This window comes from Larkinella punicea (assembly GCF_003334855.1).
Classification (GTDB): domain Bacteria; phylum Bacteroidota; class Bacteroidia; order Cytophagales; family Spirosomataceae; genus Larkinella; species Larkinella punicea.
This window is the reverse complement of record NZ_QOWE01000002.1, coordinates 352,744-377,521: the sequence shown is the minus strand read 5'-3', so window position 1 is coordinate 377,521 and position 24,778 is coordinate 352,744. Positions and strand designations below refer to the sequence as shown.

21 protein-coding genes are annotated in these 24,778 nt (G+C 50.6%); 20 read left to right on the top strand and 1 reads right to left on the bottom strand.

Translation table 11 applies throughout. The annotated features are described in order from the left end of the window. Positions 1–152 precede the first annotated feature (152 nt). From DUE52_RS03390 to DUE52_RS03320, 15 genes are all read left to right on the top strand, one after another. A complete protein-coding gene (locus DUE52_RS03390) occupies positions 153–1,178 on the top strand; it encodes a rod shape-determining protein (RefSeq protein ID WP_114404541.1) in 1,026 nt (341 codons plus the stop codon). A 98-nt stretch (positions 1,179–1,276) separates the two neighbouring features. After that, a complete protein-coding gene (gene mreC, locus DUE52_RS03385; RefSeq protein ID WP_114404540.1) occupies positions 1,277–2,116 on the top strand; it encodes a rod shape-determining protein MreC in 840 nt (279 codons plus the stop codon). 15 nt (positions 2,117–2,131) lie between these two features. Next, the gene (locus tag DUE52_RS03380) at positions 2,132–2,638 is read left to right on the top strand and encodes a hypothetical protein (protein ID WP_114404539.1); all 507 of its coding nucleotides are present in this window, start codon (positions 2,132–2,134) and stop codon (positions 2,636–2,638) included. A 407-nt stretch (positions 2,639–3,045) separates the two neighbouring features. Then, a complete protein-coding gene (gene glpK, locus DUE52_RS03375; protein WP_114404538.1) occupies positions 3,046–4,545 on the top strand; it encodes a glycerol kinase GlpK in 1,500 nt (499 codons plus the stop codon). A 108-nt stretch (positions 4,546–4,653) separates the two neighbouring features. Beyond that, positions 4,654–5,463 (top strand): 3'-5' exonuclease, encoded by an 810-nt coding sequence (locus DUE52_RS03370; RefSeq protein ID WP_114404537.1) that lies wholly within the window; start codon positions 4,654–4,656, stop codon positions 5,461–5,463. 155 nt (positions 5,464–5,618) lie between these two features. Continuing rightward, on the top strand, positions 5,619–5,966 hold the full coding sequence (gene nuoK, locus DUE52_RS03365; RefSeq protein ID WP_114404536.1) for an NADH-quinone oxidoreductase subunit NuoK: 348 nt from the start codon (positions 5,619–5,621) through the stop codon (positions 5,964–5,966). 117 nt (positions 5,967–6,083) lie between these two features. Then, positions 6,084–8,021: an NADH-quinone oxidoreductase subunit L gene (gene nuoL, locus DUE52_RS03360; RefSeq protein WP_114404534.1), complete on the top strand. Its 1,938-nt coding sequence runs from the start codon at positions 6,084–6,086 to the stop codon at positions 8,019–8,021. 45 nt (positions 8,022–8,066) lie between these two features. Then, positions 8,067–9,521: a complex I subunit 4 family protein gene (locus tag DUE52_RS03355; RefSeq protein WP_114404533.1), complete on the top strand. Its 1,455-nt coding sequence runs from the start codon at positions 8,067–8,069 to the stop codon at positions 9,519–9,521. 47 nt (positions 9,522–9,568) lie between these two features. Next, a complete protein-coding gene (locus tag DUE52_RS03350; protein ID WP_114404532.1) occupies positions 9,569–10,960 on the top strand; it encodes an NADH-quinone oxidoreductase subunit N in 1,392 nt (463 codons plus the stop codon). Between the two features lie 86 nt (positions 10,961–11,046). After that, positions 11,047–11,553, top strand: coding sequence for a GtrA family protein (locus DUE52_RS03345; RefSeq protein ID WP_114404531.1), 507 nt, complete (start codon positions 11,047–11,049; stop codon positions 11,551–11,553). A 161-nt stretch (positions 11,554–11,714) separates the two neighbouring features. Then, a complete protein-coding gene (locus DUE52_RS03340) occupies positions 11,715–11,870 on the top strand; it encodes a hypothetical protein (protein WP_229312051.1) in 156 nt (51 codons plus the stop codon). Between the two features lie 71 nt (positions 11,871–11,941). Then, the gene (locus tag DUE52_RS03335) at positions 11,942–12,544 is read left to right on the top strand and encodes a SprT-like domain-containing protein (protein WP_114404598.1); all 603 of its coding nucleotides are present in this window, start codon (positions 11,942–11,944) and stop codon (positions 12,542–12,544) included. A gap of 7 nt (positions 12,545–12,551) precedes the next feature. Continuing rightward, positions 12,552–15,947: a type IX secretion system sortase PorU gene (gene porU / locus DUE52_RS03330; protein ID WP_229312050.1), complete on the top strand. Its 3,396-nt coding sequence runs from the start codon at positions 12,552–12,554 to the stop codon at positions 15,945–15,947. Between the two features lie 117 nt (positions 15,948–16,064). Further along, positions 16,065–17,312 (top strand): type IX secretion system outer membrane channel protein PorV, encoded by a 1,248-nt coding sequence (gene porV / locus DUE52_RS03325; RefSeq protein WP_133299751.1) that lies wholly within the window; start codon positions 16,065–16,067, stop codon positions 17,310–17,312. 85 nt (positions 17,313–17,397) lie between these two features. Then, on the top strand, positions 17,398–18,681 hold the full coding sequence (locus tag DUE52_RS03320) for a M16 family metallopeptidase (protein WP_114404528.1): 1,284 nt from the start codon (positions 17,398–17,400) through the stop codon (positions 18,679–18,681). Between the two features lie 80 nt (positions 18,682–18,761). Here the strand turns inward: DUE52_RS03320 and DUE52_RS03315 are convergent, their stop codons facing one another. Then, complete coding sequence (locus tag DUE52_RS03315) at positions 18,762–19,676, bottom strand: PfkB family carbohydrate kinase (RefSeq protein WP_114404527.1); 915 nt, start codon at positions 19,674–19,676, stop codon at positions 18,762–18,764. Positions 19,677–19,863: 187 nt separating this feature from the next. Between DUE52_RS03315 and cysS the strand changes: the two genes are divergently transcribed. The 5 genes from cysS to DUE52_RS03290 all read left to right on the top strand — a co-directional run bounded on the left by cysS (position 19,864) and on the right by DUE52_RS03290 (position 24,766). After that, a complete protein-coding gene (gene cysS / locus DUE52_RS03310; protein WP_114404526.1) occupies positions 19,864–21,363 on the top strand; it encodes a cysteine--tRNA ligase in 1,500 nt (499 codons plus the stop codon). A 20-nt stretch (positions 21,364–21,383) separates the two neighbouring features. Beyond that, complete coding sequence (locus tag DUE52_RS03305; RefSeq protein WP_114404525.1) at positions 21,384–22,382, top strand: M28 family peptidase; 999 nt, start codon at positions 21,384–21,386, stop codon at positions 22,380–22,382. Beyond that, positions 22,372–22,806: a hypothetical protein gene (locus DUE52_RS03300; protein ID WP_229312049.1), complete on the top strand. Its 435-nt coding sequence runs from the start codon at positions 22,372–22,374 to the stop codon at positions 22,804–22,806. Before DUE52_RS03305 ends, DUE52_RS03300 begins: the two co-directional genes overlap by 11 nt. Before the next feature lie 63 nt (positions 22,807–22,869). Beyond that, on the top strand, positions 22,870–23,814 hold the full coding sequence (locus tag DUE52_RS03295) for a DNA-methyltransferase (protein WP_222930250.1): 945 nt from the start codon (positions 22,870–22,872) through the stop codon (positions 23,812–23,814). Next, positions 23,804–24,766 (top strand): XcyI family restriction endonuclease, encoded by a 963-nt coding sequence (locus DUE52_RS03290; protein WP_114404523.1) that lies wholly within the window; start codon positions 23,804–23,806, stop codon positions 24,764–24,766. The genes DUE52_RS03295 and DUE52_RS03290 overlap by 11 nt, the downstream gene beginning before the upstream one ends. The last annotated feature ends 12 nt before the right edge of the window (positions 24,767–24,778 follow it).

The following is a 24,778-nucleotide window of genomic DNA, read 5'->3' as shown; positions in this document are numbered from 1 at the left end:
TCCGGCGTTCTGAACCGTTGTTTTTTTAGTAAACAACCCTTATGGATAAAAAATAATAAAAATCCAATTATTTAGCGATAGTTGTCTCGAATTATCTATATTTTTGCACCTCCAAAAACAGGAGCTACACCGTGCTTGCACGAAAATAACGAATGGCACTATTTAACTTTCTTTCAAGCGATATTGCGATTGACCTCGGTACCGCCAATACGCTGATTATTCACAAAGACCGGATTGTGGTGGATGAGCCTTCGATCATCGCTATGGACAAAATTAATGGGAAAGTCCTGGCGATTGGTCACAAGGCGATGCAAATGCACGAAAAGACGAACGAGAATATCAAAACAATCCGCCCGCTTAAAGACGGTGTCATCGCCGACTTCACGGCCGCTGAGCTGATGATTCGCGGGTTGATTAAGATGATCGATACGGGCAACCGGCTGTTTTCACCCTCCCACCGGATGGTGATTTGCATTCCGTCTGGTATCACAGAAGTGGAAAAGCGGGCCGTCAAGGACTCTGCCGAACACGCCGGAGCCAAAGAAGTGTACATGGTTCACGAACCGATTGCGGCCGCCATCGGAATCGGGATCGATATTACCCAACCGAACGGAACGATGATTGTCGACATCGGCGGAGGCACTACGGAAATTGCGGTTATTGCCCTGTCGGGAATCGTCTGCGAACAGTCGATCCGGATTGCCGGTGACGTTTTCACGCGCGACATTGTCGATTACATGCGCCGGGAACACAACCTGCTGATCGGCGAACGCTCGGCGGAACAAATCAAAATGGAAGTGGGCTCGGCTTTGCCCGAACTCGACAACCCACCGGCTGACTACGAAATCCGGGGCCGCGACCTGATGACCGGTATTCCGAAAGAAATCAAGGTAACCTACAGCGAAATCGCCTACGCCCTCGATAAATCGATTTCGAAGATCGAAGAAGCCGTGATGAAGGCGCTGGAAATTTCGCCACCGGAATTGTCCGCCGATATTTATACGAATGGAATTCACCTGACGGGCGGTGGTGCGTTGCTGCACGGTCTCGACAAGCGGATCGGTGCCAAAACCAAGCTGCCGATCCACGTGGCCGACGATCCACTGAAAGCCGTCGTGAAAGGAACCGGCGAGGTCATCAAAAACCTCGACATGTACAAATCCGTCCTAATCAGTTAAGAGTGATGAGTTAAGAGTTAAGACGGGGCCGCCCGGCGGTTGGCTGAAGCAGGCTGACTTTTAACTCTTAACTCTTAACTCATAATTCTTAACTCTCTATGTTTGAGTTATTCCAGTTCATCGTCCGAAGCCGGAACTTCATTCTGTTTGTTCTGCTCGAGGTGCTGAGCTTTTATTTTATTATCAATACCAATAACTACTGGAGCGTTCGGTTTTTTAACACTTCCAATTATTACGCGGCCAAAATTCTGGACTGGTCGAACAAGGCGCAGGAATATGCCCGGCTGCGGCAGGTAAACACCGATCTGGCCGAAGAAAACCGGCGGCTCAATACGCTCGTTACCCAGCTTCAGCAGCAAAAACCGCAGGCTCCTACCAGCTACCAGACGGATTCGATTTTCGCAACCCGGTTTCAGTACCGGGTGGCCCGGGTGATCAACAACACCACGCAGCACCCCAACAATTACATCACGCTGGACAAAGGCAGCGCCGATGGCATCAAACCCGGCATGGGGGTAATTTCGCCCACCGGCGTCGTCGGAAAAGTCAAGATTTGTTCCGAACACCTTTCGATTGTTACTTCCATTCTGCATTCGGATTATATGGTTTCCTCCAAACTGGTGAAAGCCGGGGTCATCGGGACCGTTAAATGGGATGGCATCAACCCGACCCGGATGAAAATGCTGGACATTTCGCGCAACACGAAAATGTACCGGGGCGATTCGGTGGTCACGTCGGAATACAATGCCATTTTTCCATCCGGGCTTCTGGTGGGACGCGTCATCCGGGTTGGCGAAATGCCCAATCAAACCTTCCACGATGTTACCCTGTCCGTGGGGACGGATTTTAATAACCTGTCTTTCGTTTATGTGGTCGAGAATAAATTGCAGGGCGAACAGGAAAAACTGGAAGAAACCACCGAACCGGAACGGAGATAAAGTCAACACAAACCCATGACGTTACGCGAAATACTGAACATCATTTTCCTGTTTGTGTTGTACCTGGCTCTCCAGATTCTGATTGTGCGGAATTTGGTGCTATTCGATGTGGCGTTTTGCTTTGTTTATGTGGCCTGTATTTTGTTACTGCCCGCCGAAATGAGTCTGTCGGCTACCTTACTGACGGCGTTTGGGGTCGGAATTGTCGTCGATACGTTTTACAACACGCTGGGGATGCACGCGGCCGCGACGGTATTGATGGCTTACGTTCGACCGGCGGTGGTGCGGTTTCAGGCGGCCCAGCGGGGCTTTGACAGCCGGATTGTCTTTTCAATTCATGAAATGGGCTCGCGCAATTTCTTTTATTATGTCCTGACGCTCACCTTCATCCACCACTTCGCACTTTTCCTGATCGAAGCCAATAACGTCCTCCTTTTTCTGCCAGCCATGGTGAAAATTATCGCCAGTACGGTATTCACTTCCGTAACCATCATGCTGGTGCAGTATTTTTCGCGGAATTAATTCTCTGGCTTCTGGGTCATTATTGTATGGTTTGTGTGCAGGAACGGACAAGACAATGATTCAAAGTTCTTGATAACCGAGCTGAATTTTGCCCCAGTCGGGGCTCAACAGCGCAGCGTCGGTAGTCCAAGAATGTCGACCTGCTCCCGCATGCCGTGAGGTACACGACCCTTGGGTTGGGTTGCTGCGGATTGTTGCGTGCCGTCAGGCACGCGGAAGGATAGAATACCCTATCTACTACCGACGCTACGCTGTTCAATCCCTGCGGGATAAATAACTCCGATAGTTCTATTCTTCATTCGTCTTTTCATGGGAGATAGACCGAAATCCTATTCGATAGCGATAAATTCCTATATTACGGCTTTTTTGCAGCATCATTCCTAAAATCAGCCGAATTTCAGCCCCTTATGCCCACTTACATAGCCGCCATCGACCAGGGCACTACCAGCACCCGTTGCATCATTTTTGACCGCCAGGGCAACATTGTTTCCCTGGGACAGAAAGAACATTCCCAGATTTACCCCCAACCGGGCTGGGTAGAACACGATCCGGAGGAAATCTGGCGCAATACGCAGGAGGTTATTGCGCGGGCCCGCATCAACGCCCAGATTCAGGCCAGCGACATTGCTGCCGTGGGCATCACCAACCAACGCGAAACCACCGTGGTCTGGAATCGGAAAACCGGAAAGCCGTATTACAACGCCCTCGTCTGGCAAGACACCCGAACCGGCGATCTGGTGGCCAAATACGCTGAGGAAGCCGGACAGGACCGGTTTCGGGCGGCCACCGGATTGCCTATGGCCACGTATTTTAGTAGTCTGAAAATCAAGTGGATATTGGACAACGTACCGGAGGTGCGTGACGATGCGGAGCGCGGTCTGGCGTTGTTTGGCAACATGGACACGTTCCTGATTTGGCACCTGACGGGCGGTATTTACAACGGGCAGCACATTACCGATGTGACCAACGCCAGCCGGACCCAGTTGATGAACCTGGAAACGTTGGAATGGGACGATGCCTTGCTGGAAGCCTTCGACATTCCGCGGGCGATGCTGCCGCAAATCCGTTCCAGCAGTGAAGTCTACGGGACCGTAACCTCGGAAGTGCTGCCGGGCGTTCCCATCGCCGGTATTCTGGGCGACCAGCAAGCGGCTTTGGTCGGGCAGACGTGCTTTGAACCGGGACAGGCTAAAAATACCTACGGAACCGGCTGTTTTTTACTGATGAATACAGGCACTGAGCTGCGCCATTCGACCTGTGGTTTGCTGACGACGGTGGCCTACCGGTTTGGTGATCAGCCTGTTCATTATGCGCTGGAAGGCAGCGTGGCCATTGCCGGAGCGCTGGTTCAGTGGCTGCGCGATAACCTCGGCCTGATTTCGACCAGCGCTGAGGTCGACACCCTGGCGAGGACCGTCGCCGACAACGGCGGGGCGTATTTCGTTCCGGCTTTTTCGGGTTTGTATGCGCCCTACTGGAAGGCCGACGCCCGGGGCGTCATCGCCGGTTTGACGCGGTTTGTTACCAAAGCCCACCTCGCACGGGCGGTTTTGGAAGCCACGGCCTACCAGACGCTGGACGTGGTTCAGGCAATGGAAAAAGACGCCAGTATTGAACTGAGTTCGTTGCGGGTCGATGGGGGCATGACGGTCAATGAGTTACTGATGCAGTTCCAAGCCGATATGCTGGGTGTACCCGTGATTCGACCGAAAATGACCGAAACCACAGCCCTGGGCGCAGCCTATGCCGCCGGTCTGGCCGTGGGCTATTGGAGCAGTTTTGACGACCTGCGCCAGAACTGGGGCGTTGACCGAACCTTCGAGCCCCAGATGGCCGAAGCCGATCAGCAACGATTTTATCGCGGTTGGCAAAAAGCCGTTGAACGGTCGTTTGGCTGGGAAAATTAACCGGTCTTCCTGTAGTCACTGAATTAATTCGGTGACTACAGGAGGGCGGAGACCATACTCCTGCGTATTTTTGCAGCCGTACATCCCGTACACGTACGTAAACCGGCTATGACGCATACGCTCATTCTTAAAAAACCACTGGCTTTCTTCGATCTGGAAACCACGGGCATCGACCCGATGAAAGACCGGATTGTTGAAATCAGTATCGCCAAGGCACTTCCCAATGGCGAAGTAGTCATCAAAACCCAGCGCATCAATCCCACGATTCCCATCCCGATCGAAACCAGTCTGATTCACGGTATTTACGACGAGGATATAAAAGACGAACCGACCTTCAAAACCGTGGCCCGCTCTATGGCCCAGTTTCTGGACGGCTGTGATTTGGGTGGATACAACTGCAACCGCTTCGATATTCCCCTGTTAGTGGAAGAATTTTTGCGCGCCAATGTCGATTTCGACCTCAAAAACCGGCGTCTGATCGACGTACAGCGGATTTTTCACATGATGGAACCGCGAACGCTGAAAGCCGCCTACAAGTTTTATTGTGGCAAAGACCTCATCAACGCCCATAGTGCGGAAGCCGATACAGTTGCCACCTTTGAGGTGCTGGAGTCGATGGTCGTTCGCTACGACGGCGCGATTGTCAACGACGAAAAAGGCAACGAAATCATCATTGGCAACGATGTGGATATTCTCAACAAGTTGATGCTGAACAACAACGTCGATTTGCGGGGGCACATGGTCTACAACAAGGAAGGCAAGGAAGTGGTCAATTTTGGCAAGCACAAAGGCACGCTGGTGGTCGATGTGCTGCAAAAAGAACCGTCTTTCTACGACTGGATTCTGAAGAGTGAATTTCCGCTCGACACCAAACGGAAACTGACGGAGATCAAACTGCGGATGTTTAACAAGCGGTAATCGCGGAAGAAAACCGTCCGATAACCTGTACTCATTCCAAATTCCCAAACCGTTTGAGTAAGCGGGAATATTACTTAACTTTGCCGGGTCTTCTCCGCTGCTCACCCAGAACCGGAACAAGGCCTTAACCAGTAGTAATCGAACTTCAGAGTCGTATGCAGCCAACCCAAGTGCCGATTCAAGTACCCGAAGTGATCCAACTGATCGACTTGAAATACTACCTCATCATTAGCACGGCGCTGTTTGTCATCGGCATTATCGGTGTATTGACCCGGCGAAATGCCATCATCATTTTCATGTCGATTGAGCTGATGCTCAACTCCGTCAATCTGATGCTCATTGCTTTCTCATCCTACCGGGCCGATCCTACCGGTCAGGTTTTTGTCTTTTTCATCATGGCAGTTGCTGCGGCCGAAGTAGCCATTGGGCTCGCCATCATCGTGATGATTTACCGCAATACCCGTTCAATTGACGTCGGCTTGCTCAATAAACTCAAGTGGTAAGTTTCAATAAATGATGAACGATGTAATGATGAACGATGAATTGCTACGCGTCAGCCCATTCATCGTTCATCATCCATCATTCATCGTCATTTTTTAACAACGCTATAGCTCTAAGAAATGCAGACGGATTTACTGATACTCTTGATTCCGCTGTTGCCTTTAATCGGATTCATTATTAATGGAATTGGTTTTCGGAAGGTGCCCACCAGTCTGGTCGGAATCATCGGCGCTTTAGGCCCCCTGGCCGCTTTTGCCTGTGTTCTGCTGGTGTTCGACGGTTTTACTACCATTTCTGAACTAGGGAATGCCGCCCCCATCCGAACGGTTTTGTTCGACTGGATCACGGTCGGCCACTTCAACATCCCATTTTCGTTCCAGATCGACCAGCTTTCGCTGATCATGTTGCTGATTGTGACCGGTGTCGGATCATTGATCCACATTTATTCCATCGGCTACATGAAACACGACGACGGCTACGGAAAGTTTATGGCTTTCCTGAACCTGTTTTTGTTCTTCATGCTCCTGCTGGTGATGGGGTCCAACTACGTCGTCATGTTCATCGGCTGGGAAGGCGTCGGGCTTTGCTCGTACCTGCTGATCGGTTTCTGGAATAAAAATACGAGTTACAACAACGCGGCCCGGAAAGCCTTCGTCATGAACCGCATCGGTGACCTCGGTTTCCTGCTCGGTATTTTCATGATCATGGGCGCGTTCGGCACCGTCGAATACCTCGAAGTGTTCGAACAGGCGGCCGGTTTTCCCGTCAGCGATCCCACGGTCGTTGCCATTACGATGCTGCTGTTTGTCGGGGCGATGGGGAAATCAGCGCAGATTCCGCTCTATACCTGGCTTCCGGACGCTATGGCCGGGCCAACTCCGGTTTCGGCCCTGATCCACGCAGCCACGATGGTAACGGCGGGCATCTACATGGTCGTCCGCTCGAACGTTCTCTACACGCTGTCGCCGATTACGCTCGAAATTATGGGCGGCATTGCCATCGCCACGGCTCTGCTGGCTGCGTCGATTGGTCTGGTTCAAAACGACATCAAGAAAGTGCTGGCCTACTCCACGGTCAGCCAGTTGGGGTATATGTTCCTCGGATTGAGCGTGATGGGCTATACGTCCGGCATGTTCCACGTCATGACCCACGCTTTCTTCAAAGCCTTGCTGTTCCTCGGAGCCGGTAGCGTGATCCACGCGATGGCCGATGAGCAGGATATTCGCAAAATGGGCGGTTTGCGGAAATACCTGCCGGTTACCTACTGGACCTTCCTGATTGCCACCATTGCCATTTCCGGTATTCCGCCGTTCGCCGGTTTCTTCTCGAAAGACGAAATTCTGATGCACGTCTACGAGCACAACAAATTCCTCTGGATTCTGGGTGTGATCGGCTCGGCCATGACTTCTTTCTACATGTTCCGACTGCTGTTCCTGACGTTTTTTGGACGGTTCCGTGGCACGGAACACACCCGTGAACATCTGCACGAATCCCCCGCCACGATGACGGTTCCGTTGCTGGTGCTGGCGGTTTTGTCGGTCATCGGCGGTTTCTTCAACGTTCCGGAAGCCCTGGGCGGCAGCGCCCATCTGGCTGAGTTCCTGAACCCGATTTTTGAATTATCGCACAAAGTCAGACCCGAAGCATTTAATGAAACCCTGCTGACCCACAGCGAAGAATACATGCTGATGGGTATTTCGTCGGGTGTCGCTATTTTGTCGCTGGTGGTTGCCTACGTTCTGTATATCCAGCGGGTTACGATGCCCGAGCCGGATACGGTCGATCGCCCGGTGGTCGAGAAAGTGCTGTATAACAAATATTACATTGACGAACTGTACGAAACCATCATTGTGAAACCGACCCGCGGGTTGTCGGATGCCTTCTATAGTTTCGGTGAGTTTATCATCGACGGCGTCGTGAACGGCATCGGCTGGGGCGTCAAACAAACATCGGGGCAGTTGCGGAAAATGCAGACCGGTTCCATCGGTTTCTATCTTTTCGCGATGGTCGTCAGTATTGCCACCATTCTGTGGCTGCGGTTTTTTATCAAGTTTTAGTGCATGGGCGGATTGGTCAACAGTCACTTATCATACAACTAGTAGATGCTTACACTTTCTATTCTGCTTTTTCCGATTCTGGCAGCCCTGCTGGTGCTGGCTGTTGGGGGGAAACAGGCCAAACAAATCGCTTTTCTGGGCGCTCTGGTCGAACTGGGCTTGTCGGGTTACGCTTTTTTTAGTTTTGTTCCCGACGCAACGTCGCAATTCGCCTTCGATTATCCGTGGATTGCCGCGGGCAGCATTCGCTTCAGTGCCGGGATCGACGGCGTCAGTCTGTTGCTGGTGGTGCTGACCGGCCTCCTGACTCCCCTGATCATTCTATCGGCTTTTCGCCATACCTACGAACGTCCGGCGGTTTTTTACGCCCTGATTCTGTTCATGCAAGCCGCCTTGATGGGGGTTTTCACGGCGCGGGATGCGTTTCTGTTCTACCTGTATTTTGAAGCGGCTCTGATTCCGATTTATTTCCTGGCGGCTTCCTGGGGGGGCGAAAACCGGATCGCGGTTACGTTCAAGTTTTTCGTGTACACGATTTTCGGGAGCCTTTTCATGCTGGTGGCGCTGGTTTATCTGTACTTCAAAACATCGACCACAGCCGGTCTGCATTCGTCGGCGATTACGGATCTGTATAACCTGACGCTAAGCGCAACCGAGCAAACCTGGATTTTCTGGGCCTTTTTCATCGCCTTTGCCATCAAAATGCCGGTTTTCCCATTTCATACCTGGCAACCCGATACCTACGTCGAATCACCAACACCCGCCACCATGCTGCTGGCCGGTATTATGCTGAAAATGGGGGTTTATGGCGTCATTCGCCTGTTGCTGCCCATTGTTCCGGAAGGTGTTGACATGTGGGGAACCACGGCGATTGTCCTTTCCGTCATCGGTATTGTCTACGGTGCGATCATTGCCATTCGCCAGCGCGACATCAAGCGACTGATTGCCTATTCATCTTTTTCGCACGTCGGTTTGATGGCCGCCGGGGTTTTCTCGCAAACGTCCTATGGTATTCAGGGTGCGCTGGTGCAGATGCTGGCGCACGGGATTAACGTGGTCGGGATGTTTTTTGTGGCCGACATCATTGCGTCGCGCACCAACACCCGGCTGCTCGACCAGATGGGCGGCATCACCCGTTACACGCCAAAGCTGACGGTGTATTTCATGATTCTGCTGCTGGGCAGTGTAGCCCTGCCGCTGACGAACGGTTTTGTCGGTGAGTTTTTGCTGCTGGCCGGTGTGTTCGAATACAACAACATTCTGGGTGCCATTGCCGGTCTGACCATCATTTTCGGGGCGGTTTACATGCTGCGGTTGTTCCAAAAGGCGATGTTCGGCAAAACCACGGATGTAACGACCGGTTTCAAAGACGTCTCCGGCAGCGAAAGCTGGGTGTTCATTCCGCTTTGCATCATGGTTTTCTGGATTGGACTGGTTCCCAATTCGTTTTTGAAACTGACCGAACCGGCCGTCGCGAATCTGTTACAGTTTATAAAATAAGGATAAGCCGGGCCGCCGGTGCGGTTTGACTTCAAACGATAAAAGATATGCTTTCGATTATACTGCTGTCTGTATTTGGAATCGTACTCTTGTACCTGGGCTTTCTGAAGTCCCGGGCGGTTCTGTTACCGGCGACTTTATTTTTTATCCTGCTTACCCTGGGAGCCGGGTTTCTGGAGTGGAATAAATCGTACCTCTATTTCGGCGACATGCTGCTGGTGAGCAACACGGCGATTTTATTCACGGGCATCGTGCTGGTTTCGGCCTTTATGGTCGTCTCGCTTTCCGGTGATTTTTTGGACGATGAAGCTGCTCAACCGGCTGAATATTACGCCATTCTGCTGTTTTCAATCGTTGGCGCCATCATGATGATCGCCTATGAAAACCTGATTATGCTCTTTGTTGGTGTCGAAATTCTCTCGGTCTCCATGTACGTCCTGACGGGGAGTGACAAAAAGAATCTGCGTTCCAATGAAGCGGCTCTGAAGTATTTTCTGATGGGCGCTTTCGCCACCGGCATCATGCTGTTTGGCATAGCCTTGTTGTATGGCGCGGCCGGTTCGTTCACGCTGACCGATATCAAAGGCTACATTGCGCTGTCGCAGGGCCGTCCGTCTTTGTTGCTCTACATGGGTGTATTGCTGATATTGATCGGGATGCTGTTCAAAGTATCGGCGGCTCCGTTTCACTTCTGGACACCCGACGTTTACGAAGGCGCACCGACCTTGTTTACGGCTTTTATGTCCACGGTCGTCAAAACCGCCGGTTTTGCGGCTTTGCTCCAGTTGCTGTCGGTTGCTTTCGGGGCCATTTACGGTTTCTGGTGGATCACGCTGGCGGCTATTACGGGGCTGACCTTGCTGGTCGGCAACCTGACGGCGGCTTACCAGGACAGCTTTAAACGGATGATGGCCTATTCGAGCATTTCCCACGCAGGCTATCTCCTGATCGGTTTGGCGGCTCTGGGGCCACAATCAAAGCAGGCACTCGTCTTTTATTCATTGGCCTATTCCGTCGCCACCATCGCGGCCTTTGGCATTTTGCTGGTGGTCGCCAAACAGCGGGTTACCGACGGCCGGCCCGACGATACGTACTCGGCTTTCAACGGACTATCACGTCAGAACCCCTTATTGGCCTTCATTCTGGCGGTTTCCATGTTGTCACTCGCCGGGATTCCGCTAACGGCCGGTTTCTGGGGGAAATTCATGGTTTTCTCGGCGGCAATCGACAAAGGCATGGTCTGGATTCTGGTGTTGGCGGTTTTGATGTCGGCGGTGGGAATTTATTATTACTTCCGGGTGGTGATCGCCATGTATTTCCGGGAAGGTTCATCAACTTACATTCAGGTGGCTCCGTTCTACCGGTTTGTGTTGATCGCGGCCACGGCCATCACGATCATTCTGGGGCTGGTGCCCGGTTTATTTCAGAATTTGATGTAGAGCCTGCCAACCGTTGGCTCATAAACTCTTCACCGATACAGGTGTAATTCGGGTAGTTTTTTACCTTTGAGTTCTCAAACAACTAAATGCCCCTGCACCAGGTGATCAGTGTGAATAACAGCCAACCTACAACCCAGGAAGTAAAAGGGAAAAGCTTTTTTACATTCTTTTTAACGGCGCTTTTAGGAGCAACGGTCAACTTCGTCTCCCAGATCTTCTATCGAAAATTCTTCAATTTCGATACCAGCGTTTTATTAGGCTACCTGACGGCCACGGTGGTCAGTTTTCTCCCCACCAAGAATTATGCTTTTTCGGCGCGCGAAACCGGCAATACGGGTCGTGAAGTTGTCAAGTTTCTGGTGATTGCACTGGTTGCCTGGGGTGTGCAGGTGGGTATGGCGGTCGCAACGCTGAAATGGGTAGCCAACCCGCATTTCCCAACCGCATCGTTATTCTGGCGTGAAAAAAGCTCACACGTCGTAGGCATGGGATTTAGCTTTCTGGCCAATTATTTCGGGCATAAACTGTTGACTTTTCGCAGCACCGGCATGTATGACCGATTCAAAGCCCGATCCAGCCGCAGTACAGAATAAATACCATATGTAATGTGATATTTAGAAGCCTATCCTATATTTTACCAGTTGAGAGGCAGGATGTTATTGTATTTTTTGATTTTATGTTAAATTTGGAGCTCAAACCTTAAACGCCCCGAGACGCAATGAAAAAAGTATTCGCACTTCTGTTCGTAGGTAGCATGCTTACCTTCGCAGCCTGCCAAAGCAAACCAAAAACGGAAGAAACGACAACAACAGACAGCACGGCTACGATGTCATCAGACAGCAGCATGATGTCGACCGACAGCGCAACGGCTGCTCCGGCTGACAGCGCGGCTGCCGATACGACGAAGTAATCCGACGGTCTGAAAACGAACTGACGGAAAAAGCCTTATCTTTATGATAGGGCTTTTTTGTTTTAGTGGGAATGGAAGTACTTCGTCTTTTTGAAAAACACCTGCCGGGCCATGCGGTTTCCTATTGCTACGATTTGTGGAAAAACCATCCCTTCACATTTGTTGCGTCGCGTCCCCGGCGTACGAAGCTGGGCGATTTTCGGGCCGAACCCGGAAAAGGATTGACCATTACCGTCAATAGCGACTTGAATCCCTACGCTTTCCTGATCACCTACCTGCACGAAGTCGCCCATTTACTGGTGTACCAACGCTATCGGCGGTTTGGGCAGCCGCACGGACCGATCTGGAAAAAAACCTTCCGGGAAGTCATGCAGCCCGTGTTGCACGAGTCGGTTTTTCCAAAAACCGTATTGATTCCGTTGAAACATTATCTCAGTAATCCGGCGGCTTCGACGGGGGCACATCCGACGCTTACCCGTTCGTTGCGGGAAATGGATGAGCAACCCGCCGGAAAACAGTTGCTGGTGGAGATGCCGGAAGGGGAGACGTTTCGTTTTTTGCAGAAAGAATACATCCGAGGCATGAAACGGCGAACCCGCGTCGTTTGTACGGAGAAGACTACAGGATTGAGAGTATCAATTTGGGCGCATGTTTGGGTGGAAAAAACGGACTAGATGCGGGTTGGCGGGTTGGCTGCTTGGAATCGGATGGGCTCTGGCTACGCAGGCGCAATCGGTACCGTCCGTATTGGCCGAAGGACCGTGGCTGAAAATAGGCATTTCGAAAACCGGTATCTACAAACTCGATGCGGCTTTTCTGACGAAATCGGGCGTTCCTGTTTCGACCGTCGACCCGCGCACGATCCGACTTTTTGGCAACGGCGGGGCTACCTTACCGCAGGCCAACAACAAAACCCGCCCGCGCGACCTGACCGAAAATGTCATTTGGGTAACCGGCGAAACCGATGGCCGTTTCGATGCCAGCGACGCCGTCTATTTTTTTGCCGAAAGTCCGCACCCCATTTCCTACGATTCGACCACCCGGCGACTCTCGCACCAGATCAATCCCTACACCGATACGACCTATTATTTTCTGACGTTCGGCCACAAAACCGGCAAACGCATCGCCACTCAGCCTACGCTGCCGCAAACCGGTACAGTAATCACCGAATTTGACGACTACGCGTTTTACAAAGCAAGCGGAGAAATGACCAACCTGGTTCGGTCGGGCCGGGAGTGGCTGGAATATCTCGGCATCGGAACCGATAAAACCGTTTCGTTCAATTTGCCCGGTATCGTCCCCGGTTCGAGTGCGCTGGTTACTTCCGATGTGGTAGGACGTGCGCTGATCAATACCCAGTTTCAGTTGAAATGGGGGGCGCAAGTCGTCGGAACTCAAACTATCGAAAGCGTAACGGATTACCAGTATGATAGGAAAGGCCGTCAAAACCGCCAGACGTTTACCCTAACGCCTGCTTCGCTGGAAAGCCCGGTGAAACTAGTACTGGCGTACGACAGAAACGGGCAGGGCTATTTGCAATCGCTGGCGCTTCAGACCCGACGCATCCTTCGTCGGTATGACGAGCCCTTTCTTTTCCGATCGCTGGAATCGGTTCGTTCGGCAACCGTCCGCTACCTTATTCAGCAGGCCAATGCCACCATGCAGGTGTGGGATGTGACCAATCGGCAAGAGCCGGTTTTGATGCCCGTCACCCTCAATGACAAGCAGGAGGGAAGCATGCCAGCCGTAGGAAACCGCTTGCGCGAATACCTGGTTTTTTCGCCGGAGCAGGCAAGCGCGCCCGAAACCGCCGTTGCCGTTGCCAACCAGAACCTGCAAAGCCGTGAAACGCCCGATTTGCTGATCGTTACCCCGGCAAGCTGGCGAACACAGGCTGAGCGACTGGCCGATTTTCGCCGAAAAAACGATCAACTTGATGTACTGGTCGTTAGTTCGCAGGAAGTGTACAACGAATTTGCATCGGGACAGCCCGATCCGACGGCCCTTCGGGATTTCGCCCGTTTGCTGAATAACCAGACACCGCGTAAGCTTAAATACCTGCTGCTGTTTGGCGACGCGACGTTCGATTACAAAAATTATTCTAAGTTGCTGACCCCGGCCCAACTGGCGGCCACGCTGCCAACTTACGAAAGCCGGGAGTCGCTGCATCCGGTTTTGAGCTACAGTTCCGACGACTATTTCGGGTTTCTGGAAACCGCTGAGGGCGAGTGGACGGAAGATTTTTCGGGCGACCATTCGCTGGACATTGGCGTAGGCCGGTTGCCGGTGAAATCCGCTGAAGAAGCCCGGACGATGGTCGATAAGCTGATCCGGTATGCCGCTACGGGGAAACTGCCGGGGGACTGGCAGACGAAAATTTCGTTTGTGGCCGACGATGGCGACCGTGATTTTCCGAACATTCACCAAACCGATGCCGACCGGCTGGCCCAGAAAATTACGACCTTACGACCACCATTTCGGACTGAAAAGCTGTATCTGGATAGTTTTGCCCAGGAATCAAGCCCCGGCGGACAGAAGGCTCCGCTCGTGAATCAGGCCATTACGAAGGCGTTGAACGACGGTCGGTTGATTGTCAATTATACGGGCCACGGGGGTGAGTCGGGCTGGGCCGAGGAACAGGTGGTGACCTTGCAGGACATTCTGGGCTGGACCAACCAACGGCTCCCGATCTTTGTCACGGCCACCTGCCAGTTTGGTCGCTACGACGATCCGGCGCAGACGTCCGGGGCCGAACTGGCTTTGCTGAACCCGCAGGGCGGCAGCATTGCCCTCCTGACGACCGCACGACCGGTTTATGCCAGTACGAATTATCTGTTGAACAACGCGTTTTACGACGCCCTCGCCCAAAATACCGCTGACGGTGCGCCCCGGCTGGGCGATTTGATCCGGCTTACCAAAAATGGCAGCCTCAGCGGCAGCCTGAACCGCAATTTTACGCTCCTGGGCGATCCTTCCATGCAACTGGCTTTTCCAACGGCCCAGGCCGTGCTGACCCGTATCAATGGAAAAACCGTTGGCGCAAAGGCCGATACGCTCCGGGCGTTGGAAACCGTTCGGCTGGAAGGCGAAGTTCAGCAGGGCCGGTCGGTTCTGAATCCATTTAATGGGTACGTAAAAGTGACGCTGTTCGACAAAGCGGACACCGTAACGACCAACGGCACCGAGTTCAGTCCGCCAATGAACTATGCCGAATACCGAAGCCCGTTGTATTCCGGTCAGGTGCGCGTTCAGAATGGCAGGTTCGTCTGTCAGTTTGTGATGCCCAAAGATCTGGACTACCGCGTTGGTCTGGGAAAACTGTTTCTGTATGCTGTTCAGGCGGACAGTTTGGTTGAAGCCGCCGGGAGTTACGATAATTTATTAATCGGTAGCAGCGTCCCGAATCCGGTGGCCGATACGAAGCCACCGGTCATTCGTCTGTTTATAAACGATACGACTTTTGTAGACGACGGAACGGTTTTTGGACCGATTACTACACTGATTGCCAAACTTAATGACGAAAATGGCATCAATATTGCGCGTAACGGTATTGGTCACGAAATAACGGTTCGTCTGAACGACGGGACGCCGGTTGTGGTGAATGCGTATTTTACCCCAAATCTGGATGATTGGCGGGGCGGGACGGTTCAGTATGACTGGCAAAACCTGCCACCGGGTGCGTACACCGTTCGGGTAAAAGCGTGGGATGTTTACAATAATCCGTCGGAAACAACGTTGAATTTTGTAGTTTCCGCACAACCGCCCCTGGTCATTCAGTCGGTTGTTGTAACACCCAACCCATTTCAGGAACAGGCAAACTTCGGTTTGCAACACAATCGGCCCGGCGATGCGTTAGAAAGTACGCTGGTGATCGCCGATTTGAGCGGCCGAACGGTGAGCGAACGAATCGATCAATGTTCCAACTGCAACGCGTCTATTACCGGACTAAGCTGGAACGGAACCATGCCGGGCGGAGCAGCCATTATACCCGGTTTGTATGTATATCGGCTTATTTTGCGTTCAATGTCGGATGGCTCGTCGGCAATACATACGGGCAAGTTGCTCTACGTTAGATAGTTATAAAAATATATTCCAAACGTCCTTTTATATTCTATCTTAAACATCGTAAATTTGGCGTTCTTACCCTGGTTACCCAACGAACGCGCTGATTCGGGAGTTAATTAAACCTCTTTTATGACACGTACCTTATCGTCAATTTGTTTACTTGGTTGCCTGACACTTCCGCTTGTTTCAAATGCCCAGGTTAGTGGGGGGTTATTGGGGCAGGATACGGTTGCGTACCGGATTCCTCAAATGTCATTGCCGTTCCTGAACTTTACACCCGACGCCCGCAGTGCCGGGTTGGGAGATGCCGGTGCCGCGCTGGGTGCCGACGCCAATGCGGTTTTCTGGAATCCGGCGAAGCTGGTTTTTGCGGAGAAGGATCAGGGGCTGGCGTTGTCCTATACGCCCTGGCTGCGGAGTATCGGGGTTGACGATATGTATTTTACGTTTTTATCGGGCTACAAAAAAGTGAGCAAGAACGATGTAATCGGGCTTTCGCTGATGTATTTCGATATGGGAACCATCGACTTTACGACCATCCTGGGTCAGCCGGCCGGTTCATTCAACTCCAGAGAGTATGCCTTAACGGCTTCCTATTCCCGCCGGTTGTTTCAGAACTTCTCGATGGGCGTCAACCTGCGCTACATCAATTCGAACCTTTCCGGCAACTACTCGGTCAATGGCGTCTCGCTGAAACCGGCATCGACGGCGGCTTTCGACATCAGTGCTTTTTACCAAAACGAAGTTCGGGACGATATTACCGGCAAAGGGTTTAAATGGGCTTTCGGTGGAATCATTTCCAATATTGGTGGAAAAGTGACGTACGGCACGTCCGATCCGGCGCCTATTCCAACCAATTTGAAATTAGGGACGGCGTTGACGTTGTACACGGATAAATTCAACAAATTCAACTTCATTCTCGATCTGAACAAGTTGATGGTACCGACGCCACCGGTATACCAAACCGTCAATGGGGTGGTTCAGTACAATGGTATCAATCCTATTATTGCGCAGGGCAAAAATCCTAATCGACCAACCCTCAGCTCGATTTTCGGTTCGTTCTCCGATGCACCCGATGGCTTCTCGGAAGAGGTGAAGGAAATCAACATTGCCACGGGGATCGAATACTGGTATAATGAGCAATTTGCTGCCCGCGTTGGCTATTACCACGAGCCTCGCCTGAAAGGCGGTCGCCAATATTTTACGACCGGTTTGGGCATTCGGCTGCAACAGAAATACGGGATCGACTTTGCTTACCTGATTCCGGTAACGCAGGGTAGTCCGCTGGCGCAAACCTTCCGGATTTCGCTGATTATCGACATCGACAAAAAAGCCAAATCGGCTGAGGTTGACGATGCCGATGATAGTCTTGAATAAGCGAACCTAACTTCACTTGTAACGATGGCACCCTTCGGGCGTGCCATTCTTTTTTTACCGCCTGAGCATGGCAATTGATTGAACAATGGAAGTAGTAAACCGAACCGAAGCCCCCGAATATAAACGAATTGAAGAGGTCAGGGTGCCGGCCATCGCGACGCTGACGATGGACAATGGTCAGCCGATGTATTGGATTAATGCCGGCCAGCAGCCCATTATCCGGCTGGAGGTGATCTTCGATGCCGGTGCGTGGTATGAACCGTTGCCGGGGCTGTCGACGCTGGCGATGAAAATGCTGACGGAAGGAACCCATTCGCACACTTCGGCCCAAATCAGTGAATATTTTGACCGTTATGGGGCTTTTGTCGAGCAACAAAGCGGGACCAACCGCGCCAGCCTGACGGTTTACGGTTTGACAAAGCACCTGCCGGCATTGTTGCCGATGATTCAGGAAATGCTGACGGAATCGGTGATTCCGGAAAAAGAACTGAATCACCAGAAAAACATTACCCTGCAAACGCTGCGGGTTAATCTGGAGAAAAACAACTTCGTCGCCAGCCGCCTGATTCGGGAAAAGGTTTTCGGTGCCCACCATCCATACGGCCATAACCAGAAACCGGAAACGCTGGAAGCGATTCAGCGGGACAGGGTAGAAGCTTACTACCGGCAGCGCATCCGACAACGGCCCTTCCGGGTCATGGTGGCCGGACAAATTACCGAAACCGAAATTGCCCTGATCAACCAATACCTGGGCCATCAGGTCGTTGAAACCGTTCCGGAAACCGCTGATGCCGCCAAAACCGCCATCAGCGATCCGTCGCCGGGCCTGGTCGACAAACCCGACAGCCTGCAATCTTCGATCCGGCTGGGGCGGTTGCTGTTTACCCGCAAACACCCGGATTATTTCCCGGCGCTGGTGATGAACGAAGTGCTGGGTGGTTATTTCGGCTCCCGGCTGATGAAAAACATTCGGGAAGAAAAAGGATTTACGTACGGAATCTGGTCGAATCTGGCGATGCACCCGAATGAGGGATCGTTCCTGATCGGAACCGACGTCAAACGCGAAAATACGCAGGAAACACTCGACGAAATCGGGAAGGAAATCGGGCGGTTGCGCGAGGAACTGGTGCCGGAAAACGAACTGGAAACGGTTCGGAACTACATGGCGGGCTCCTACGTGGGCAATCTCAATACGCCGTTTGAAATTGCCGACCGCTACAAAGCGTTGCTCTTCGACGGTTTACCCGCCGACTACATCTCGACCTACATCGAACACATTCGTGCCGTCACGGCCGAACAGGTACTGGAAATGGCCAACCGGTATTTGCCGGATGGTTCGTTGATTGAGGTGGTGGTTGGGGGGAAGTAATCTGAACCGGGATTAAGCTGATTTTTCTGATTAAGCTGATAAAAAATCTGTTCAATCAGAAAAATCAGCTTAATCCTGGTTCAGATTTCAAAAGCCGACAACTGCACAAACTTCGCTACACGCTCATTGATCTCATCTATGGTTAGATTGAAAAGCCGTTCGGCACCGAATTTTTCGACGCAGAACGATGCCATGGCCGAACCGTAAATAATACCGCGTTTCATGTTGTTGAACGACACATCGCCGGTGCTGGCCAGGTAGCCGATAAAACCGCCCGCAAACGTATCACCTGCACCGGTTGGATCAAATACTTCTTCGAGGGGCAGCGCGGGTGCAAAAAAGATGTGGCCACCGTGGAACAGCAGCGCGCCGTGTTCGCCTTTCTTGATAATCACGGTTTTGGGTCCCATCGCACCAATTTTGGCAGCCGCTTTCACCAGGGAATATTCGCCGGACAACTGGCGGGCTTCCTCGTCGTTCACCGTCAGCACATCCACCAGTTTGATCACTTCCATCAGGTCGTCCCAGGCGATGTTCATCCAGAAATTCATGGTGTCGAGCATGATCAGCTTCGGGCGGTTGGGAAGCCGTTCGATGACCAGTTTCTGAATGGCCGGAGCGGTGTTGCCCAGCATCAGAAATTCGCAGTTACCGTAAGCTTCGGGAATAACCGGGTCAAAATTTTCCATCACATTCAACTGAACATCAATGGTATCCCGCGTGTTCATGTCGTTGTGGTATTTCCCCGACCAGAAGAACGTTTTTTCGCCGGGGCGGATTTCCAGCCCGGTGGTATCGACGCCGTGGCTTTCGAGGATGTCGATCATCTCCTGCGGGAAATCGTCGCCGACGACGGCTACCAGGTTGTTTTCATTCGTAAAATACGATGCTGACAGCGTAATGTACGTGGCGGCTCCGCCGATGATTTTATCGGTTTTGCCAAAAGGCGTTTCCAGCGCATCGAAAGCCACTGAACCAACGGTTAACAAACTCATGCTGATTGGATAAATACAGTGTAAACTAACTTATTGAACGAACAGAAGGCTGACTGCCAGCCCCAGAATGTTGCGAAGATAGGAAAAGTACGCCATTTGCCACTCGTCACAACGCGCTGACTTCCGACGAACATTGTGTAGATTTGTGGTCGAAGAAAACCGTAGGGTCGGATCGACCGATTGAAGAATGACAACACCGACACAGCCGCTAAAGTTATACAATACGCTCACCCGCCGGAAAGACCTGTTTGTACCGATTGCCGCGCCTTACGTGGGCTTGTACGTTTGTGGGCCAACGGTTTATAACTACGTGCATTTGGGCAACGTCCGCACGTTTCTGACCTTCGATACGCTGTTTCGGTATTTAACGCATATCGGCTACAAAGTTCGGTATGTGCGGAACATTACGGACGTGGGCCACCTGGTGGGCGACGGCGACGATGGCGAAGATAAGATCGGGCGGATGGCGAAACTGGAGAAGATCGAACCCATGGAAATCGTGCAGCGCTACACAAACGATTTTCATTCGGTAACGGAGATGTTCAATCTGTTGTCGCCCAGCATCGAACCTACCGCAACGGGTCATATGGTCGAGCAGATTGAAGCCGTCCGGGTGTTGATCGACAAGGGGCTGGCTTACGAATCGAATGGTTCGGTGTATTTTGACATTTTGCAATACAACCAGCAGGGCGGCAACTACGGAAAGCTGTCCGGGCGTATTCTGGACGACCTGCTGAACGAAACCCGCGATCTGGACGGTCAGTCGGAAAAACGAAATCCGCTGGATTTTGCCCTCTGGAAAAGAGCCGCTCCCGAACACCTGATGCGGTGGCCTTCGCCCTGGAGCAACGGTTTTCCGGGCTGGCATTTGGAGTGTACCTGCATGAGTACCAAATACCTGGGAAAACAGTTCGATATTCACGGGGGCGGAATGGATTTGAAATTTCCGCACCACGAATGCGAGGTGGCGCAGGGGCAGAGCATTTATGGCGAAGAACCGGCGCGGTATTGGATGCACTCCAACATGCTGACGGTGAACGGACAGAAAATGTCGAAGTCGCTGGGTAACTCCTTTCTGCCGTCGGAACTGGTAACCGGCACGCACCACCTGCTCGAACAGCCCTACAGCCCGATGACGGTGCGGTTTTTCATGCTGCAATCGCATTACCGGAGCACACTCGATTTTTCGAACGAAGCCCTCAAAGCGGCTCAGAAAGGTTACAAACGGCTGGCAAACGGGTTGCGGATCGCCAAGACATTGACCTATACCGCAGCCGACGGCGTGGTGGTTGATGAAAAAAAGCAGCAGGAAATTCGCAAAGCCATCGACGATTTTTATGGTGCGCTGAACGACGACCTGAACACGGCGGTCGGCATTGCCCAGTTGTTTGCGTTGCTGAAATACGTCAATATGCTGTATGCAAACCAGCTTCAGTCGGCGGCTTTGGGAGAAGAAATCTTTACGGAATTGAAAGATTCGTTCATCCAGTTCATGGAAGGCGTTTTGGGATTGACCGAAGAAAAAACCGGGAGTCAGGCGGTATTGGACGGCATGCTGACGTTATACCGGGAGTATAAAGACCAGAAGCAATACGATAAAGTGGATCAGGTCCGTTCCTATTTCAAGGCGCAGGGGCTGGCCATCAAAGATATGAAGCACCGGATCGACTGGGCTTACGAAGAGTAGTCAAACCTTATCGGTAAAACATGCGCCTAAACAGGAAAATCATTCTCTTTTGGCTGGCTGCGGTAATCACCGTCAGTTCCTGCAAAAGCAAAAAACAGGATCAGCAGGAAAACCAGGCCACCGAAGTCAAAACGGTTACGGCCCCGGCGTTCAATGCCGATTCGGCTTACGCATACGTTGCGAAACAGGTGGCATTTGGGCCGCGGGTGCCCAACACCGATGCACACCGGCGTTGTGGGGACTACCTGATTGCCCAACTGAAGCAATTCGGCTGCGAAGTCACGGTGCAGAACTTCACGGCGACGACCTACGACAACCTCAAGCTAAACGCCCGGAACATCATTGGCAGCATTAACCCGGACGCGCCCAAACGGATTGTTCTGGCTTCCCACTGGGATTCCCGCCCGTTTGCCGATCAGGACAGCGTGGCCCGAACCAAACCGGTGATCGGTGCCAACGACGGTGCCAGTGGCGTCGGGGTTTTGCTCGAAATGGCCCGAACCATTCAGCAATCCGGCACGAAACCCGATGTGGGCATCGATCTGATATTCTTCGATGCTGAAGACTGGGGTAATTCCGAACTGGCGAAAGACGAATACGGCGGTTTTTGCCTGGGATCGCAGTATTGGGCGGCCAACAAACACAAACCGGGTTATGCAGCCTATTACGGCGTTTTGCTGGATATGGTCGGTGCCAAAGGGGCTACGTTCCTGAAAGAAGGCAATTCCATGCAGTATGCGCCGACGGTGGTCAACAAAGTGTGGGAAACGGCCAGCCGCATGGGCTACAACCAGTATTTTGTCGATACGGGCCAATCGGGTCCCGCCATTACGGATGACCACCTGCCGGTGAACAAAGTCGCCAAAATTCCGATGATCGACATCATCCACCTGAAAGTGGAGTCGGGAAGTTTCTTCAAAGACTGGCACACTGCCCACGACGACATGGACAACATCGACCGCGGTACGCTCAAAGCCGTCGGTCAGGTGCTGCTGCAAACGTTATACAATGAACAATAACCCGTTAACCGCATTTGATTTCAGAAAGGGTCGGCGGTTTTTTCTTTGGCTGTTCATTCTTCCGGGCGCGTTGTTCCTTCTATCAAGTTGTTCTCCCCCGCCGGATCAGCTTGGTAAGCTGGATCTGGTCAAATGGCGGACCGATCGGGGTGGTTGTAACGGCGTTAGAGCCTCGCTGGTCGATGATTTCAAAACCGTTCGGCAGGAATTGAAAGGGAAATCCTCGAATGAAATTGGACAGATTCTGGGCCGCCCGGACAGTGAGCAACTGGACGACCGCAACCAGAAATTCTACATTTACTTTCTCGAAAAAGGCGTCCACTGCCAGGACCCGAAGGTGAAAACCGACAGCCGCTCGGTGGCGCTACGGATCAGTGCGATTGGGTTGGTGACAGAGATCACGTTTCAGCGGGGGAGGCCGTAAAGAGCAAGCTTAAATAAATAAATTGCTGTTAATCAGTATTTTGTAGTTTTATGTTTTGTTTTATTGAATCGCAAATCCGGTTTATATTCAAATAATTTTCATAAAGGCTTTTCAAAACATTTAATGTCTCAGGAAAGGGAATTAATAATGGTAAGACATGCAGGGGATATATTAACAGGATCATCTGAGAATAATTGGAAATCATCCGAGATTTTTCATGGTGATACGAGAGAAATTGTTGCTAGTTTACAAAATGAATTTTATTCAAGTATCATAACTAGCCCTCCCTATTGGGGAAAAAGGGATTATGGGTATTCTGGACAAATTGGGGCAGAGGAAAGCTTAAATGAGTATATAGATCATTTAGTTTCTATTTTCAGAATCTTGCGAGATAAACTTAAAAAGGACGGTACATTTTGGCTTAATATAGGGGACTCTTATACAAGCGGTAATAGAACCTGGCGTGCAGAAGATAAAAAAAATCCTGCAAGAGGAATGACTTATAGACCACAAACTCCAGTAGGATTAAAACCTAAAGATTTAATAGGTATTCCTTGGAGATTAGCTTTAGCTCTTCAGGCTGATGGTTGGTATCTTCGTTCTGATATTATATGGTATAAACCTAATTGCCAGCCTGAGTCTGTTAAAGACCGACCAACGCAATCGCATGAGTATTTGTTTATGTTTTCAAAAAATGAAGACTATTATTATGACTATGAAAATATGAGGGAACCAGCAGCGGAAAAAGGTAAAACCAGAAACAAGAGAACCGTTTGGCAAGTTAATACTGAGCCTTTTCCTGAAGCACATTTCGCAACATTTCCTGAAGAATTAATTAAACCTATAATTTACGCTACTTCCAAAGAAGGGGACTTTATTTTAGACCCTTTTTTTGGTGCAGGAACGGTAGGAGTAGTATGTAAAAAGTTGAAACGCAATTATCACGGAATTGAGCTAAAAGAAGACTATATTGAAATTTCAGAAAAAAGGATAAGCAATGTCGCCTAAAAATTTTCCAACTTTACTTCCTGACTTACAAATAGGACTTCACTACAGGCTTAGAAATATTAAAGATCTTTACTTTCATGAAGCTCTAAGTAAAGCTGTAAAGAATATGTCTATAAGCTCTATTGACAGCGAACTTAATAGTTTAGTATCTCAAGATGCTTTACAGAAACTAGCTTCTTTTTCGCTGAGAGGAGAAGCGCTTTTTCCTTTGCCTATTCTTTTAAAAGAAAATCCATTTTTACTAGGTTATTATAGATTATTGTACGGATTTTCACAAAAAGAATTTTACAATAAAGGCCCTTTCGGCGCATTTAAAGCAATGGAAGAAAAAGGGAAATTATCTAAAAATGCCTCAAATGATTTAGAGTATTTGTGTAAAAGTTTAATATCAACTGCTCAAGGATTTGTTTCTCAACTAGATGATATTAGTTTGTCGTTAATTGCTGAATTACAACTTTTAACGGTTGGCCCACAATTAAGAGGTTCTAAAAATAATGAATATGGACAAATTGCTACACAAAAGACTTTTAGTATTATAAAAGATTTACTTAAAAATTATATTTTATCTTCTGCCCAGACTTGGATTGAGGTAAAGAATGATTCTGGTAGAATAGTAAAGATAAAATTCTCTTCTGATCCAGATATTGAGATTATCGAGCAACTTAAGAGTGGCAGCAGAGGGTTAATTTCAATTGAAATAAAAGGAGGAACGGATTTGTCAAATGTGCATAATCGAATTGGAGAAGCTGAAAAAAGTCATCAAAAAGCAAGGCATAGAGGATATTTTGAGTTTATGACAATAATAAGCGTCGATATAGATTATAAAAATTTAAAATCAGAATCTCCAACAACAAGTCATTTCTTTAATTTATTTAAGATCGCAGATAAAAACTCAGATGAGCATCAGAAGTTCAAAGACACTTTAGCTTCAATAATAAGTGTAAATATTTAACAGGTAGGAAAT

Coding starts and splice junctions, on each gene's coding strand:
- DUE52_RS03390 (WP_114404541.1), top strand. CDS start 153: ATGGCACTATTTAACTTTCTTTCAAGCGATATTGCGATTGACCTCGGT.
- mreC (WP_114404540.1), top strand. CDS start 1,277: ATGTTTGAGTTATTCCAGTTCATCGTCCGAAGCCGGAACTTCATTCTG.
- DUE52_RS03380 (WP_114404539.1), top strand. CDS start 2,132: ATGACGTTACGCGAAATACTGAACATCATTTTCCTGTTTGTGTTGTAC.
- glpK (WP_114404538.1), top strand. CDS start 3,046: ATGCCCACTTACATAGCCGCCATCGACCAGGGCACTACCAGCACCCGT.
- DUE52_RS03370 (WP_114404537.1), top strand. CDS start 4,654: ATGACGCATACGCTCATTCTTAAAAAACCACTGGCTTTCTTCGATCTG.
- nuoK (WP_114404536.1), top strand. CDS start 5,619: ATGCAGCCAACCCAAGTGCCGATTCAAGTACCCGAAGTGATCCAACTG.
- nuoL (WP_114404534.1), top strand. CDS start 6,084: ATGCAGACGGATTTACTGATACTCTTGATTCCGCTGTTGCCTTTAATC.
- DUE52_RS03355 (WP_114404533.1), top strand. CDS start 8,067: ATGCTTACACTTTCTATTCTGCTTTTTCCGATTCTGGCAGCCCTGCTG.
- DUE52_RS03350 (WP_114404532.1), top strand. CDS start 9,569: ATGCTTTCGATTATACTGCTGTCTGTATTTGGAATCGTACTCTTGTAC.
- DUE52_RS03345 (WP_114404531.1), top strand. CDS start 11,047: ATGCCCCTGCACCAGGTGATCAGTGTGAATAACAGCCAACCTACAACC.
- DUE52_RS03340 (WP_229312051.1), top strand. CDS start 11,715: ATGCTTACCTTCGCAGCCTGCCAAAGCAAACCAAAAACGGAAGAAACG.
- DUE52_RS03335 (WP_114404598.1), top strand. CDS start 11,942: ATGGAAGTACTTCGTCTTTTTGAAAAACACCTGCCGGGCCATGCGGTT.
- porV (WP_133299751.1), top strand. CDS start 16,065: ATGACACGTACCTTATCGTCAATTTGTTTACTTGGTTGCCTGACACTT.
- DUE52_RS03320 (WP_114404528.1), top strand. CDS start 17,398: ATGGAAGTAGTAAACCGAACCGAAGCCCCCGAATATAAACGAATTGAA.
- DUE52_RS03315 (WP_114404527.1), bottom strand. CDS start 19,676: ATGAGTTTGTTAACCGTTGGTTCAGTGGCTTTCGATGCGCTGGAAACG.
- cysS (WP_114404526.1), top strand. CDS start 19,864: ATGACAACACCGACACAGCCGCTAAAGTTATACAATACGCTCACCCGC.
- DUE52_RS03305 (WP_114404525.1), top strand. CDS start 21,384: ATGCGCCTAAACAGGAAAATCATTCTCTTTTGGCTGGCTGCGGTAATC.
- DUE52_RS03300 (WP_229312049.1), top strand. CDS start 22,372: ATGAACAATAACCCGTTAACCGCATTTGATTTCAGAAAGGGTCGGCGG.
- DUE52_RS03290 (WP_114404523.1), top strand. CDS start 23,804: ATGTCGCCTAAAAATTTTCCAACTTTACTTCCTGACTTACAAATAGGA.